The following is a 13781-nucleotide window of genomic DNA, read 5'->3' on the forward strand; positions in this document are numbered from 1 at the left end:
CTGTGTAGGTGAGGCAGCATTCGCCAAGAAGCCATACACAGTTGCTTGGTCTTAGTCGCATTGCTTCCTTGTTATCACTGGCTGGCTCTTGAATGATGAGCTTTTTATCGCAAGTGATGGACGGGCAAAGACATCTTGGTTAACTATTAAACCTTGTGCTAAGAAGAAAAAGCTCTAAGTATAAGTGAAGGATTTTAAAACCATCCTTCTAAAAAAGATATAAAAAAAGCCCTCTCTGATATCAGGGAGGGCTTTTTAAAACGAGTGGTTAGTAGTCCGTAGGGGAATCGATGTAAAAAATGAACAAAATAAACCGCGTTTGCAACCAGTGAGGGCATATTGAAAAAGCGGGTTTTACAAAATATAGAGGGTGTTACACAACGGATACAATTGAACAATATGGGTTTTTAAGCGATATTTTGGGGTTCAGATATTTTTGTGTAACTTTGTGAAACCATCACAAAGCGGATGGTTTTGTCAAACCTAGACGACGCGAAGACCATGCCCGCCAAGAAACCCGAATCAAACGTTCTCAAAGCTGCCAACGGGGCGACGATTACGCCGCAGCTACACAGCTACCTCAGCAAGAAGGACGGGGGGCATCACGTTTTGCTTCGGGTTACCCTGAACAAGAAGCACACCTACCTTGACACCGGCATCTACGTCATGCCGAACCAGTTTGACACCACGGCGAAGGGACTCAAGAAAGCAGACCTGCAACTTGAGTTGCGGCGGCTACTGGTTGAAGCGTTGAAGACGGTGGAAATATCGCGGGAAGACAATATCAAAGACGAGTGGAACCGGTTCAAGGCGGGGGAGAAGTCGCACGAATGGCTTGACGTAGTTACTACCTTGATGGAAGAAGACAGCTTACGCAAGTTGATTGTGAAGCGTGGCGAATTGGAAGCACAACTTGCCGAGGTCAACAGCCTTATCAAGCAACTCGCTGAACATACCGGCACCGACGTAGTGAAGGCTTCACCGTCTGCACAAGACGTGACCGAATACGAAGCGGCTAAGAAGCTATTCCTTGCCAGCTTGGTCGGTCGTAGCAAGCGGGACCAAGATGCCTTTGTCAGCTTCTTCACCGTCTTGGACGAATGTGCGAAGGCGAAGAAGTTCAAACTGTCGCTGGACGTGTTCGATATGGAGTTTTACGCCGCCTACGCGAAGTACATCCTTGATGACCGCGACAACTTCAACAACACGTTCGGTGCCCACGTCAAAAAGCTAAAATCATTCCTCAAGTACGCCGAAAGCAAAGGGTTTAAAGTGAACTCTGGATACAAAGACCGGGAATTTAAAATCCTAGAAGAGACGAAGAAGGTCGTGTACTTGGACGCTGAGGAACTGGATATGCTGTGGAACCTCAAGGCTGTTTACCCTCAAAATGCCAACCACATCGACCTCTGTGTTTTTCAGAACTTGACCGGCTTGCGTGTTGGCGACTGTATGCAGAAGCATTGCGTGGTGACCGAAAAAGGGGAGAAGTTTCTCAGCAGCACGACGCAGAAAACCGAGGGCACTTACTGGATACCGTTGGCACTTGACGACCGGATTCTTGAAATCCTTGAAGCCCACGACATGAACATGAATATCCTGAGTGAAGCGGTGTACAATCGGGACATTAAGAACGTGTTGAAGAAGATGTACAAGCACTACGGCAAGGTTGACACCCTTATCGAGTACAAGCGGTACAAACTGAAACAAGAAGTGCCATGCGAAGCCCTGAAAAGTGACCTGATAACGTCACATAGTGCCCGTCGTGGTTTCATTTCCCGCAACATCAACAACGGTCACTTCAACGAGTCCGACCTGTTGTCGATGCTAGGCAGCAAGGACTATTCGCAACTCAAGAAATACATCAAGATTGAGTCCACCGCACTCGCAGCTAAGGCAGCAAGTAGCAAAAAAAAGGCTGTCATCTAATGCAATCACATCATGTGGACAATTACTGTTTGTTTTCCGCTTTCGCCTGACGGTGAGTACCTTTCATAGACCGACATGCCACCAAGGGAATTAGCCATCTTATAGCCCATGATGGCGTTAGTTATTGCAGATATCGCGTTCATAACTGAATGAATACATTCATAAGCATCTTTTTGAGAAACGTCCAGTTTACTGCGATGGATGATGCTGTTACGTACGATAATGCTTTTGTTCAGTAAGTTGTCGTATTCAGCAGTTTTTTTAAAATCGTATCTAATTGCATCAAGCACTAAGGTCTCTGCAATTTCGGTAATGCCTAAATGCTTTCGGTCCTTACTTTTTGGTGCATCTGTTTTAAACTTTCTTTTTATCTTTCCTTCATCTAGTCCTTTTAATTCATAAATTTCTTGCAATGTTGGGGTTAACCAAGATTCAAAAAGTATAAGTGAGTTAATTACAGCCATACGCCACTCTTGCAATACAATTTTATTCCAAGCTTCATGCCGTAGGACTGAGAATAAATCTATTTCCCCTGCATTTAAACAACTATTTCTTAACTCCTTATCAAGTTCTAACGGTATGGTTTTTGCAAATGGTATAGGCTGTTCCCACTGCCTTGCGATGTGAGTTAAGGAAACACTCCTGTCCTCGTGCAAGTCAATAAGTAAGAATTTGCCAACTGTATGGACCGTCACCGAAGGGATATATAATTTGTTGGCAATCAGCTTGTAATTCAACAAGAAGACGTTGAATGCTTCCATTCCAGCAAGAGTCATATCGTGCACTGGTCTATGGTCTGATGATATATCTATATTGAAAGTGTCCGACCCAAATTCAATCATGACGCAAGTGAAGCCAATACCCTTGCTTACACTACCCATAAATTCTTTATCCTTCAGTTCTCCCTCAATTCCATCGCTATTGACCTTAAGCAGCGTAATCCTGACCATGCCGTACTTGTCGGTGTTAACCAAGTACGGCGGTGGGGTGTCAAGCGGTGTTTGATTTGGGAAATTATGGGCAGGTGTTAAATCAATCGTCGTTGATTTAGCAATTTCTACTGCTGTCCTATTAAATTTCCTTTCACCTCTGTAATAACTCTGAATTAAGCCATTTCCAAAGTTGTCGTCAACCATGATGACAAAGGGTAAATCAAAAGTTAGTTTTCTCTGGATAATCTTGACTGCTGACGGTGCTTTACCACCTGACAAAGTATATTCTTCTAGGTTTGCTAACTCAAGATTCGTCATGTTGCGTTTTAATGTAATGAAGGGAAAGCAAGGTACCGGATTCCTGATTGTTTGATTCGTGGCGGGCTTCGCTTTGGAGTTTAACGCAGAAAGGGACCGACCATTACAGCCCGTCCCTCTCGTTCACATTTCACCGTACTGACGTGCCAACGCAAGTACAGTTCTTATATATCAAAAGCTGAAAAAGTTTATTTGAACTTGGGATTCAGCCCCAACGCGTTGAACTCGTTCAGGGCAATGGCTTTGATGTTGTCGTACTCGTCTTCGCGAACAATGACGCAATCGTGGACGGTCACAACCTCGGTGTAGCCGTTGTTAATGCAAGCCTGTACAATGTGAGAATACATTACCCCGCTTTCAAGCCGTTGTGCAATCAGGCAATTGTTAGCGTATTGCTTGCGTTCCCCCGCCTTGTTGACGGTGCATTCCATGTACAGCCCCTTCACCTCCTTGAATAGTTGGTAGACGGTCGGGAACTCCTGTTTGTACACCTTGTAGAAGTCATTCTTGACCTGTGCCATCCACGTCTTACGCGGGGTGTCAAGCATGGAATCTTTCAGGTCGTAATCCCCAAATAGAACGCCGTACGTCAAGCGTTTGGTGAAGTCTCGCTTTGCTTTCTCGTCCCCGTCGCACAGGGTGTCATGGTCGCGTTCATACGCGGCTTGCAAGTATTCGTAAACCTCGCCATCGCGGCACAGGTCTTTGAACTTGGTGAAGTTCGGGCAAGTCTCGTACTTGGCAAACACGGCTACCGCCTTGCCCGCGTCCGGCACGAATTGGGCTATCAAGGCACTCGTCACGCTACTCAGGAAGTAGGGTTGAGAGTTCACAATATCAATTTCCCGTACGGGCACCAGCGGGCTTGAAACGAAGCGTAAGCATCGCCGCAACACCTTCGGCATGTTGGTAATGACCGAATGTACCCGGTTACCGAATCGGTCAATGCCCACGCGTTTCAACGGGCAATGGTTGAAGTACGTGGCATAGGTTTCGGGCGGGTTGGGGTTACCCGCTAGCCGGTATTGGTCGGCTATGTACGCCAACGCTTCGGTGTCCGGCACCAACATCAACTGATGCGTTTGGTCAATGACGTGTTGCCGTGCGTTGTCGGTGCGTTCATGGGACAGGTTCGTGCTTTTAAGCCGGTTCAGCTTGCGTTGGAAGTAGCCGTTGACTTCTTCCTTCACGTACTTCAGCGGTGCCCGTACGTTCATCCGTTTGGGGTGGATTCGGTACGACTTGCAATAGTGGTAAGCGGTGGAATAGCTGCTGTTTTCCTGAATGTATTCTGCTTTTACCAACGAGGCAATCACGTCGGCGTAGCAGTCCCGGAAGATGCACCGCAATATGTCGGAATGTACCTGTTGGTATTCGTCGTGGGCGGCACCGAACTCAACGTACGGTTCGCACAGGATATGGAAGAGTAAGAAGAAGTTGACAGCGGCAATCTTGCCGTTGTAGTCGTCCATGACTTCGTGTTTTAAGTCGGATAGGTTGACCCGGTTCGGGTAGTACAGGGTGGTGTAGGGGAGTAGGGGTTTCTTACGTGGCACGTCATAGTTCTTATTTTTCTAGCTGCTGGATTTTCTCGGTTATCAGCACGTCCAACACCGTGCTTTGAGGTAGTTCTTGGTACTCGTTCCCCAATGCCTTGCACAGCCGCAACAACAGGGCTTTGGTATCGGGGCGTATGTTCACCGTGGTCCAGTGATAATCGTATTTCTTGGGTGTCGTGGTCATGGGCTTCAATATGTTTTCTTATTGTATCTTCTGGTAAGTACTAAGTTGTTGGTCAGTCCTTAACTATTTTACAAGTAACTGATAGTCAGTAAGAATTATTCAGCATGTTTCACTCGACAATGCTTGCTTGACGCTACCCGCTTGGGCGGTTCGCTGCCAGCATCGTCGCTAAGTGCGGGTGCTGCTGCTGTTGCCCAACTTGGTTAGGTACATTTTGGGAGACATATCAATGCCGTTCCCCTTACCCTTCTTCTATATTATGTCTCCCAAAATGTACCTTATCAATCAAAATATTAATAATCAATACATTGACTGATAAATCAACTTCATCCCATAGAAGTAGGCTTGTAGCGTCGCCCCCAAGGCGAAAGCGTAAAGCAAGCCGTGCTGAGGGGCAGCCATTTGCCAAGTCAGAATAAATAATAGCGGGCACCGGGAAAAACCTAAAAACCCGGTGCCCTTGCCCAACGCGGTGGTATACATAAGCTGACGAGGGAAGGACACCCCCCGACCACGTAAGGCAGCTATTATTCTTACCTCTGATTGCGGGCTTGCAGGAAGGTTTCGGTTTCCTGTTGGCGTTTGCGGGCGGCGGCTAGGGCAGCCTCGTCGCGGTCCCGGTTCAGTTCGCGGGCGGCGGCGGCTTTTTGGGCTAGCATCGCGTTCATTTTCGCCCGGTGGTCAGCATCGGCTAGCAGGTTGTACACCGCCAACTCGTTCCCGGTGCCGGTGCCGTTGTGCAGGGTCACCAGCTTGTTCAGGGTGCGGTGCAACTCGGCTACGGACTCAGAAGCCCCCCCGAAACGGTGCAGCGTGGCTTGCATCCCGGCAAGGGTTTCGGCGTACTGGTTCACTTGGTTCAGTACCTCGGCACGGTCGGCACTTGTCCAGTCGATAACGTAGCCATTCAAGTACTCGGCAACCTTCAACCCATGCCGAAACAAGGTGGGCAGCGTGGGCTTCTCTAAGGTATCGCCGTTACCAATGGCACCGTTGGCGACCGTTAGCGTCTCCTGCATTTCCTGCAAGGCGTGGGCGATTTCGGTAATGATTTCGTAGCCGGTCAGGTCAATCGTTTGGTTAATCAAGGCTTGCTTCGCCTCGTCGGTGCGTAGCATGTCGTACTGCATTTTCAGCCCCTTGTTCGCGGTCACCAGCTTGGTAAATAGTTGCGTCTTATAGGCGAAGTGCAGGGTGGTCGTATCGAGACTTAACGGCAAGGCGTTCGCGTCCAACAGCGTGGCATAGGCAGCGGCGGCGGCGGCAAATTCTGCGTAGCGGGGTAGTAGTTCGTCGTATCGTTTTTGGGTAATCATAAGGGGTTAATTATTTCTTTTTGGCTTTAGCGGCGGCGATTGCGGCGGCTACTCGTTGGCTAAATGTCATCGGTGTCGGTGGTTGGTTTTGTGGCACTCAGGTAGTGTTCCAACGCGGTTTTGATAACCTTGCTACGCGTGGTGTTGGCGGTGTCGCACAGGGCATCCAGTTCGCTTAGCAGCGTGGGCTTCATTCGCACCGTAATCGTTGCCGACGTGTTGCCGTAGCGTTTCTCTAGTCCCTCCAATAGCTTGTTTAAATCCATGGTTAATATGTTGTTGTTTATATACTTATCTATAATCAGTTTTCGCGTTTTGTCACACTAAAAGCACACACTTTCCCCAACTATTTTTCAATAATTTGCTTATTTTCCCTCTATTTCGTTGAAAGTAAAGTAATTGCCCCTTGGCAAGCCGTTCGGGTTGAAAAGCAGGGAGTGCCCACGACGTGACCTCGTCTATATATTGGCACGATAATATTTGGCACGATTTTATTTGCCTTATGCTTTTGAATCTGTGGCATAGACAGAAACAATCCACCCCAATAGCGAAGTCATCTAACGCCAACCACGACGAGAACCGAAGTCATCTACGGCTATCCACGGCACAAAAAAACCCGTCACTTGGTAGCAACGGGTTCGGCTTGATGATACGACGGGATTACTCGTCCACCTATACCAATTCGGCAAGTATTTCAAAAGTGTCCGTTTCGGGATTCATGACATACTCGGCTATGTCGCCCATCCAATGCGTGGCTTCTTCTTCCGAACCGAACTTAAAGGTCATGTCAAGTTTGGAACGAGAGGTAAAGAGTTTTACAGTGGTCTCCATCCCGTTTTGTGTGTCATGCAAGCCCACTGTGGGCACCATACCAACAACGTGGTCAATGTTTATCAAGATGGGCGGGGCTTGGTGGAAGAATCTGAGGAACGGCATTAGGTAGGGATTAGGTGAACGCTAAAGGTAGTGGGGTAACCCCCCAACACTCTACACCGTCGCGGCACCAACACCCAACAACGAACGGCACCCCGTCCATGTCTTTCCTTGTCCGACCGGCTTGCGTGGCGTGGTGAGGCTAAAAACCACTAAAAAGGGCAGCTAGGGTTTCGGTAAGCCTCAGCAACTACTCAGTTGTGGGAAGGGGAGTGTCTTCGGGGTGTCGCTAGGTTGAATGTGACTATTCAAGGCAGGCAAGCCCACGGTTTGACAAACCATGCCGACCTTTTGTAAAACCACTGCGAAACAAAAGGACACAAAAAAGCCCTTCCAGATACCTAGAAGGGCTTTTTTGGGGTTTGTCAGAGTTTGACAATTAGTAGTCCGTAGGGGAATCGAACCCCTGTTGGTAGAATGAAAATCTACTGTCCTAACCCCTAGACGAACGGACCAGATGATGTGCCTTACTCGTTTTTAGTGGTGCAAAGATAAGGCAAGGATAATTCAGCGCAATACGTAGGGCCAAAAAAAAAGCCCCCCAGCAGCAAATAGGCTGACTTTCAGGAAGAAATTCTTTTTGTAGGGGGCAAATATTAAGCTTTAAGCCCGTCGGGAGCGGCAAAAAACCGTAAGAAGAAAAGCAAAGTAGATGGCTTACTAGTTGATTTGGCTATATTCCCTTAGCCCTGTACCTTCGCTGCGCGTTTCCACCAGGGGCCCTCGTGGTCTTTTTAATTCCCAAACCCCAAACCTCTCATCATGGCTAAAATTAAAGTCGCTATCAACGGCTTCGGTCGCATTGGTCGCCTCACGTTCAAGTCTCTGCTCGGCCGCGACAACGTGGAAGTCGTAGCTATCAACGACCTGACTGATAATAAGACGCTGGCTCACCTACTTAAATATGACTCCGTACACGGCCGCTTCGATGGCACGGTGGAGTTTGATGATAACAGCCTGACTGTAAATGGTCAACGTATTCAAGCGCTGGCCGAGCGCGACCCTAAGCTATTGCCTTGGGGCGAGCTGGGCATTGACGTAGTACTAGAGTCTACGGGCCGCTTCGTGGACGAAGCTGGCGCTGGCCAACACCTTACTGCTGGCTGCAAAAAAGTCGTGATTTCGGCTCCTGCCACGGGCAACATTCCGACCGTAGTATTGGGCGTAAACGAAGACATCCTGACTGGCGACGAAACCATTCTGTCTAACGCCAGCTGCACAACCAACTGCCTAGCCCCCATGGCGAAGGTGTTGGATGAGGCATTCGGCATTGAGAAAGGCTACATCACCACGGTACACGCTTATACTTCCGACCAAAATCTGCAGGACGCACCGCACAAGGATCTGCGCCGCGCCCGCGCTGCAGCTTTGAGCATCATTCCGACCAGCACCGGTGCCGCTAAGGCCGTAGGTTTGGTGTTGCCCCAGCTAAAAGGCAAGCTTGATGGTATCGCCATGCGCGTGCCTGTGCCGGATGGCTCTACTACCGACCTGACTGTAATTCTGAAGCAGGAAGTAACGAAGGAGCAAATCAACGAGGCCGTACGCAAGGCTGCTGAAGGCCCCATGAAAGGCATCATCGAGTACTCCACCGATCCGTTGGTAAGCATCGACATCGTAGGCAATCCACATTCCTGCATCTTCGACTCGCAGCTGACGGCCGCTAACGGTACGCTAGTGAAAGTGGTAGGCTGGTACGATAACGAGTTTGGCTACAGCACGCGCACCGCTGATCTGATTCAGCAGCTGGGCCAGAAAATGGCAAAATAACTCTTGCTACGTTGCTTATTAACAGAAAAGCCTGCCCACTTTGGGTGGGCTTTTCTGTTAGGGATTTGAAGCGGCTGGGGGGCTTTTTCGGGTGTTTTGATCAGCATCAACACGCGGCATTTTACCTCCCGTCGCTTCTCTTACTCCGCTACTCAACCTTGCGCTTCGCGCCGCGTTTCTATCCATCTATGCCCGCCAAGCCGCGTATCTGTTTTATTCTAAATCCTGCTTCCGGCACTAACCGTGCGCAAGATGTGCCGGCCCTGATTGAGCAATACCTCGATCATTCTGCCGTCGACCACGCCTTACGCCTGACGGCTTATGCCGGGCACGCAGAAGAAATAGCCCGCACGGCCGCCGCTGAAGGGTTTCGTACAGTAGTAGCCGTGGGCGGCGATGGCACGGTAAACGAAGTGGGGCGCGGCTTACTTGGTACGAATGCCGCCATGGGAATTCTGCCGCGGGGCTCCGGCAACGGGCTTGCCCGGCATCTTGAGGTGCCCCTGGCTCTGCCAGCCGCAATCCGCCGGATGAGTAGGCCCGAGTTTCAGCGTATGGATGTGGGGCGCATTAATGGACGTCCGTTTTTTTGCACGGCTGGGCTGGGGTTTGATGCCCACGTGAGCAAGTGCTTCGCCACGGCTGGCACCCGTGGGCTGGCCACCTACGTGCGCGTGGCGTTGCGTGAATACCGAACATTTCAGCCGAAGCCTATTACGGTCACGCTCAACAACCGCACGCTGACCACCGATTGCTACGTGCTGGCTTTTGCCAATGCCGGGCAGTACGGCAACAACGCCTACATTGCCCCCCGCGCCGATATTCGCGACGGCCTGCTCGACGTGTGCCTGATTGATGCGCTACCGCTACGCCGGGCCGTGCGCGTGGCTATTGGCCTGGCCCTGGGCGATTTGCCCCAGTCGGGAGCAGCGGTATATCATACGTCGCGGCACGTATTGGTAGAGGCCGCCGCGCCCATGGGCTTTCATGTGGATGGTGACTACGCGGGCGAGTCCACTAGCTTTGAAATAGAATTGCTGCCTCTAGCTTTGGAAGTAGCCGTATAACCTAAAACTGATTTCTGCTTTACATTTCGCTATGAAAGCCGACAAAAACCGCCGTAGCCGCGAAGGCGTGGTGTACTCCACCAACTCCGACTTTTCCTATCAGCACGCCGATGAAGAATCGGTGGTAACACTGCCGCCCCAGCAGCAAAACCTGCGCGTGCACCTCGACCGCAAAAGCGGAGGCAAGCAAGTAACACTCATCACCGGCTTCGTGGGCCAGGATGCGGATCTGCAAACCTTAGCTAAACTGCTCAAAACCAAATGCGGAGTGGGCGGCAACGCCAAAGAAGGCGACATCCTTATCCAGGGCGATTTTCGCGATAAAGTGATGGGCGTGCTGCTGGATCAGGGCTACAAAGCGAAGAAGTCTGGTGGTTAGAATAGTAGCAATAGCGCAGCCACTTTATTCACCTCAATGGAATCTGTCAACCCCCGTGAATTAGCCGAAAGTGGGATTATAAACGCCGTTCAGTGGCTAAAGCTGGGTGTCGAAACCATTGGGGCGTTTATCATTGCCCTCGGCATACTAGTGGCGGCCTGGTTGCTGATAAAAGCCTTGATACAGCGCCGTACGGCCAATTTTACGGCTATTCGCCTGACGCTTGCTCGCTACCTGGCCTTAGTGCTGGAGTTTCAATTGGGCGCTGATATTCTCTCCACGGCAATTGCCCCTAGCTGGGAGCAAATTGGGTAGCTAGGAGCAATTGCCGTCATCCGAACGGGTCTCAACTACTTCTTAACCAAGGAAATGCAGCAGGAAGAGCGTCAGAGTGCCGAACAAGCCGTGACGGAGCGAGCACATCAAACTCATGGCACATAGCAAGCGCGGAAAAAAGGGCGGGGGCTTTTATTCGGTCATTTTCAATAAGTTTCTGGCCCGCTCCACATCCTCAGGCGTGTCGATGCCAATGGTTTCCAGCTCCGTTTCCGCGGTCAGAATGCGGAAGCTATTCTCCAGCCACCGCAGCTGCTCCAGGCTTTCGGCCTGCTCCAGCGAAGAGGGTGGCAGTTTCGTAATAGCGGCCAGCACATCGGGCCGGTAGGCATACAGCCCGATGTGGCGTAGATAGCGATGGTGTGCAAGCCACTGGGCTGGTTCGACTTGGCGCTGATAGGGCAGAGGGTGACGACTGAAATACAAAGCGTAGCCCTGGGAGTCAAGCACCACTTTGGGCAGATGCGGACTGAATAACTCGTCATCGCTGAGCACTGGTTTGACCAATGTAGCGAGCTGGGGGGCTTTTTCTCCATCAAAAAGCGCTACTAGCGCATTGATTTGAGCGGGATGTATAAAAGGCTCATCGCCCTGAATATTAATGATGCAGTCAGTTGCCACGCCGAGCTGCTGGTAAGCATCAAACACGCGGTCGGTGCCGCTTGGGTGATCGGGAGATGTGAGCACCGCTTCGCCCCCGAAGCCGTGCACGTGCTCCAGAATGCGCTCATCATCCGTAGCTACCATCACCTGGCTCAGATTAGAGAGCCGCGCCTGCTCCACTACTCGTTGAATCATGGATTTGCCCCCCAGATCAACCAATGGCTTCCCGGGTAAGCGAGTGGAGGCGTAGCGGGCGGGAATAATACCAAGGGCGTGGACCATAAAATGGAGTTTGCGAAAGCTGAATACAGGCTGGGGGGCATTTTGCAAAGAACAGCGAAAACCCCGAATTGCCCGTTGCTTATATGCAGAATGTAGCGTGGCAGGCCAATAAATGTCACCCGACCACGTTAGTTATAAGTGGCTTATGAGGCGTCGTTGAATCATTCAGAAATGGCCTTTTTGGGACTCAGCTGGGATTATTTTTTATCTTTCGGCGCTTTTAAATTTCCCCCCAAGCTGCCCCACCCTGATTTTGGGGCCACTCGTTTTTCGCGAACTGCTCGTATGACCCGTTTTCTGTTGCTGCTGCCTGCGTTTGTTTTCGCTGGTTTTGCCGCCACCGCCGCGCCCCGGCTCGCTCTCCCGCCCGATTCCATTGGGGTTGAATACCGCAATAATAAAATGTTTATCAAGCATCGTGTGGTGGCTGGGGAAACCCTTTATGGCCTCTCGCGGCGCTATTCGGTGCCCGTTGAGCAAATTGTGGAAACCAATTCTTCGCTCAAAGGCGCGCTCGTAACGGGTCAGGTAGTGTTGGTGCCCCGCACGCGGGTGGTGCTCACAACGCCTGCACCCACAAGCACCGCCGCTCGCCCATCAGCACCCGCCAACACAGTTGCCGCAGCCCGTTCTCTGCCCACCGATAGCAACGGAAACCGCGTGTACACGGTGCAAAAAGGACAGACGCTGTATGCAGTAGCCCGCCTCTTTCAGCTTTCTCCCGTTGATCTGGCGCGCTTTAATGACCTACCTGCTACCACTGGCGTTAAGGTCGGTCAGCGCCTGATTATAGTGCCGGCCGGCGCGAAAGCGCCCGCAACGGCAACGGCGTCGACTACTCCGTCCCCTGCACCCGTAGAAACGCCTGCTACTCCCGCGCCTACCTCAGCGCCAGTAACGCCGAAACCAGTCGTAACGGCTCCAATACCTGCTCGAACGGTTCCGGCCCCAACCAACACTAAAGACTCTGTTCGCACTCCGGCTCAGGAAGCGGAGGAGCGCGCGCCGGAGCGGGCCAGTGAAGTTGTGCGTCGCGTAACCGAAAGCGGGTTGGCCACCAAAATTGAAGGCACCGGCACCGATAAATACTTGGCTTTGCATAAAACGGCTGCTGTTGGTACCATCATGCAGGTGCGCAACATCATGAACGGGCAGTCTGTGTACGTGCGTGTCATTGGTCAATTGCCCGATACAGGCGAAAACAGCAACATTCTGGTGCGCCTGTCGCCCCGCGCCGTGCAGCGTCTTTCCACACCCGACAACCGCTTCCGGGTAGAAACTTCATACGTGCCGTAAGTAAGAAGCTGATAACTACGACCTAGGAGTCAGGAGTGGAAGCGAAAAGTAACGCCTCGCAACTCTTGACTCCTGGCTTTGTTTTATAGCTAACCACCTCCAAATCATTCAATTGAATCACGCGCAGCTCCGAGAGTTTCTCGACGACCATTACGACCGCTACAATCGGCCGGCCTTCATTACTAACGACCCAATTAGTATTCCGCACCGGTTTTCTCAGCGTCAGGATGTGGAAATAAGCGGGCTTTTTGCGGCTTTGCTAGCCTGGGGGCGCCGCCCAACCATCATCAGCAAGTGCCACGAGCTGATGCGTCGCATGGACGATGCGCCTTACCAGTTCATCACCCAACACTCCGATGAAGATTTGAAGAAGCTGCTGGGCTTCTGTCACCGTACCTTCTGCGACACCGACCTGCTGTATTTCGTGCATTGGCTGCGCTGGTATTACGCTGACCATGACACATTGGAAGATGCCTTTTTGCAGGGCAACACCCAGCGCGAGCGGCTCGAAAACTTTCATAACCTGTTTTTTAGCTTGCCCGATGCGCCCCAGCGCACCCGAAAACACGTGGCGACGCCGGACCGCGGCTCTGCCTGCAAACGAGTAAATATGTACCTGCGCTGGCTTGTGCGCTGCGACGACCGGGGCGTAGATTTCGGCCTCTGGACGCGCCTACCTATGACTGATCTGGTCTGCCCCTGTGATGTGCACGTAGAGCGCGTTTCCCGTCGCTTGGGTCTGCTTACGCGCCGCATTGTTGATTGGTCAGCAGCCGAAGAACTGACCGCTCACCTCCGTGATTTTGCCCCCCACGACCCTGTGAAGTACGATTTTGCTTTGTTTGGGCTGGGTGTTGAGGAGAAGTTATAGGTTTTA

At 51.3% G+C, this 13781-nt stretch carries 13 protein-coding genes, 1 tRNA gene and 1 pseudogene; 7 read left to right on the plus strand and 8 right to left on the minus strand.

What is annotated here, in order from left to right:
- Positions 1-501 precede the first annotated feature (501 nt).
- The gene (locus H8B13_RS02170; RefSeq protein ID WP_187309180.1) at positions 502-1929 is read left to right on the plus strand and encodes a hypothetical protein; all 1428 of its coding nucleotides are present in this window, start codon (positions 502-504) and stop codon (positions 1927-1929) included.
- A gap of 5 nt (positions 1930-1934) precedes the next feature.
- On the opposite strand, the gene H8B13_RS02175 is transcribed toward H8B13_RS02170, so the two are convergent.
- The 7 genes from H8B13_RS02175 to H8B13_RS02205 all read right to left on the minus strand — a co-directional run bounded on the left by H8B13_RS02175 (position 1935) and on the right by H8B13_RS02205 (position 7626).
- Entirely contained in the window at positions 1935-3179 is a 1245-nt protein-coding gene (locus H8B13_RS02175; RefSeq protein ID WP_187309181.1) for a hypothetical protein, read from the minus strand.
- Between the two features lie 188 nt (positions 3180-3367).
- The gene (locus H8B13_RS02180; protein WP_187309182.1) at positions 3368-4528 is read right to left on the minus strand and encodes a hypothetical protein; all 1161 of its coding nucleotides are present in this window, start codon (positions 4526-4528) and stop codon (positions 3368-3370) included.
- Positions 4529-4745: 217 nt separating this feature from the next.
- Positions 4746-4922, minus strand: coding sequence for a hypothetical protein (locus tag H8B13_RS02185; protein ID WP_187309183.1), 177 nt, complete (start codon positions 4920-4922; stop codon positions 4746-4748).
- A 533-nt stretch (positions 4923-5455) separates the two neighbouring features.
- Complete coding sequence (locus H8B13_RS02190) at positions 5456-6238, minus strand: hypothetical protein (RefSeq protein WP_187309184.1); 783 nt, start codon at positions 6236-6238, stop codon at positions 5456-5458.
- 59 nt (positions 6239-6297) lie between these two features.
- The gene (locus H8B13_RS02195) at positions 6298-6504 is read right to left on the minus strand and encodes a ribbon-helix-helix domain-containing protein (protein ID WP_187309185.1); all 207 of its coding nucleotides are present in this window, start codon (positions 6502-6504) and stop codon (positions 6298-6300) included.
- A gap of 406 nt (positions 6505-6910) precedes the next feature.
- A complete protein-coding gene (locus tag H8B13_RS02200) occupies positions 6911-7174 on the minus strand; it encodes a hypothetical protein (protein WP_187309186.1) in 264 nt (87 codons plus the stop codon).
- A gap of 380 nt (positions 7175-7554) precedes the next feature.
- Positions 7555-7626, minus strand: a tRNA-Glu gene (locus H8B13_RS02205).
- Positions 7627-7933: 307 nt separating this feature from the next.
- On the opposite strand from H8B13_RS02205, the gene gap reads away from it, so the two are divergent.
- From gap to H8B13_RS02225, 4 genes and pseudogenes are all read left to right on the plus strand, one after another.
- Positions 7934-8941 carry a type I glyceraldehyde-3-phosphate dehydrogenase gene (gene gap, locus H8B13_RS02210; RefSeq protein WP_187309187.1) on the plus strand — a complete coding sequence of 336 codons (1008 nt, stop codon included), beginning with the start codon at positions 7934-7936 and terminating at the stop codon, positions 8939-8941.
- A 188-nt stretch (positions 8942-9129) separates the two neighbouring features.
- Positions 9130-10008 carry a diacylglycerol/lipid kinase family protein gene (locus tag H8B13_RS02215; RefSeq protein WP_187309188.1) on the plus strand — a complete coding sequence of 293 codons (879 nt, stop codon included), beginning with the start codon at positions 9130-9132 and terminating at the stop codon, positions 10006-10008.
- A 31-nt stretch (positions 10009-10039) separates the two neighbouring features.
- Positions 10040-10387, plus strand: a complete 348-nt coding sequence (locus tag H8B13_RS02220; protein WP_187309189.1) for a translation initiation factor — start codon at positions 10040-10042, stop codon at positions 10385-10387.
- A 36-nt stretch (positions 10388-10423) separates the two neighbouring features.
- Positions 10424-10828 (plus strand): annotated as a pseudogene (locus H8B13_RS02225) (DUF1622 domain-containing protein).
- A 27-nt stretch (positions 10829-10855) separates the two neighbouring features.
- Here the strand turns inward: H8B13_RS02225 and kdsB are convergent.
- On the minus strand, positions 10856-11608 hold the full coding sequence (kdsB, locus tag H8B13_RS02230; protein ID WP_187309190.1) for a 3-deoxy-manno-octulosonate cytidylyltransferase: 753 nt from the start codon (positions 11606-11608) through the stop codon (positions 10856-10858).
- 285 nt (positions 11609-11893) lie between these two features.
- On the opposite strand from kdsB, the gene H8B13_RS02235 reads away from it, so the two are divergent.
- On the plus strand, positions 11894-12904 hold the full coding sequence (locus H8B13_RS02235) for a LysM peptidoglycan-binding domain-containing protein (protein ID WP_187309191.1): 1011 nt from the start codon (positions 11894-11896) through the stop codon (positions 12902-12904).
- 112 nt (positions 12905-13016) lie between these two features.
- On the plus strand, positions 13017-13775 hold the full coding sequence (locus H8B13_RS02240) for a TIGR02757 family protein (RefSeq protein ID WP_187309192.1): 759 nt from the start codon (positions 13017-13019) through the stop codon (positions 13773-13775).
- Positions 13776-13781 lie beyond the last annotated feature (6 nt).

It is taken from the genome of Hymenobacter sp. BT188 (assembly GCF_014333585.1).
Lineage (GTDB): Bacteria > Bacteroidota > Bacteroidia > Cytophagales > Hymenobacteraceae > Hymenobacter.

Excerpts from the sequence above, each read along its gene's own strand:
- H8B13_RS02170 (WP_187309180.1), top strand. The coding sequence starts at position 502 with ATGCCCGCCAAGAAACCCGAATCAAACGTTCTCAAAGCTGCCAACGGG.
- H8B13_RS02175 (WP_187309181.1), bottom strand. The coding sequence starts at position 3,179 with ATGACGAATCTTGAGTTAGCAAACCTAGAAGAATATACTTTGTCAGGT.
- H8B13_RS02185 (WP_187309183.1), bottom strand. The coding sequence starts at position 4,922 with ATGACCACGACACCCAAGAAATACGATTATCACTGGACCACGGTGAAC.
- H8B13_RS02190 (WP_187309184.1), bottom strand. The coding sequence starts at position 6,238 with ATGATTACCCAAAAACGATACGACGAACTACTACCCCGCTACGCAGAA.
- H8B13_RS02195 (WP_187309185.1), bottom strand. The coding sequence starts at position 6,504 with ATGGATTTAAACAAGCTATTGGAGGGACTAGAGAAACGCTACGGCAAC.
- H8B13_RS02200 (WP_187309186.1), bottom strand. The coding sequence starts at position 7,174 with ATGCCGTTCCTCAGATTCTTCCACCAAGCCCCGCCCATCTTGATAAAC.
- gap (WP_187309187.1), top strand. The coding sequence starts at position 7,934 with ATGGCTAAAATTAAAGTCGCTATCAACGGCTTCGGTCGCATTGGTCGC.
- H8B13_RS02215 (WP_187309188.1), top strand. The coding sequence starts at position 9,130 with ATGCCCGCCAAGCCGCGTATCTGTTTTATTCTAAATCCTGCTTCCGGC.
- H8B13_RS02220 (WP_187309189.1), top strand. The coding sequence starts at position 10,040 with ATGAAAGCCGACAAAAACCGCCGTAGCCGCGAAGGCGTGGTGTACTCC.
- kdsB (WP_187309190.1), bottom strand. The coding sequence starts at position 11,608 with ATGGTCCACGCCCTTGGTATTATTCCCGCCCGCTACGCCTCCACTCGC.
- H8B13_RS02235 (WP_187309191.1), top strand. The coding sequence starts at position 11,894 with ATGACCCGTTTTCTGTTGCTGCTGCCTGCGTTTGTTTTCGCTGGTTTT.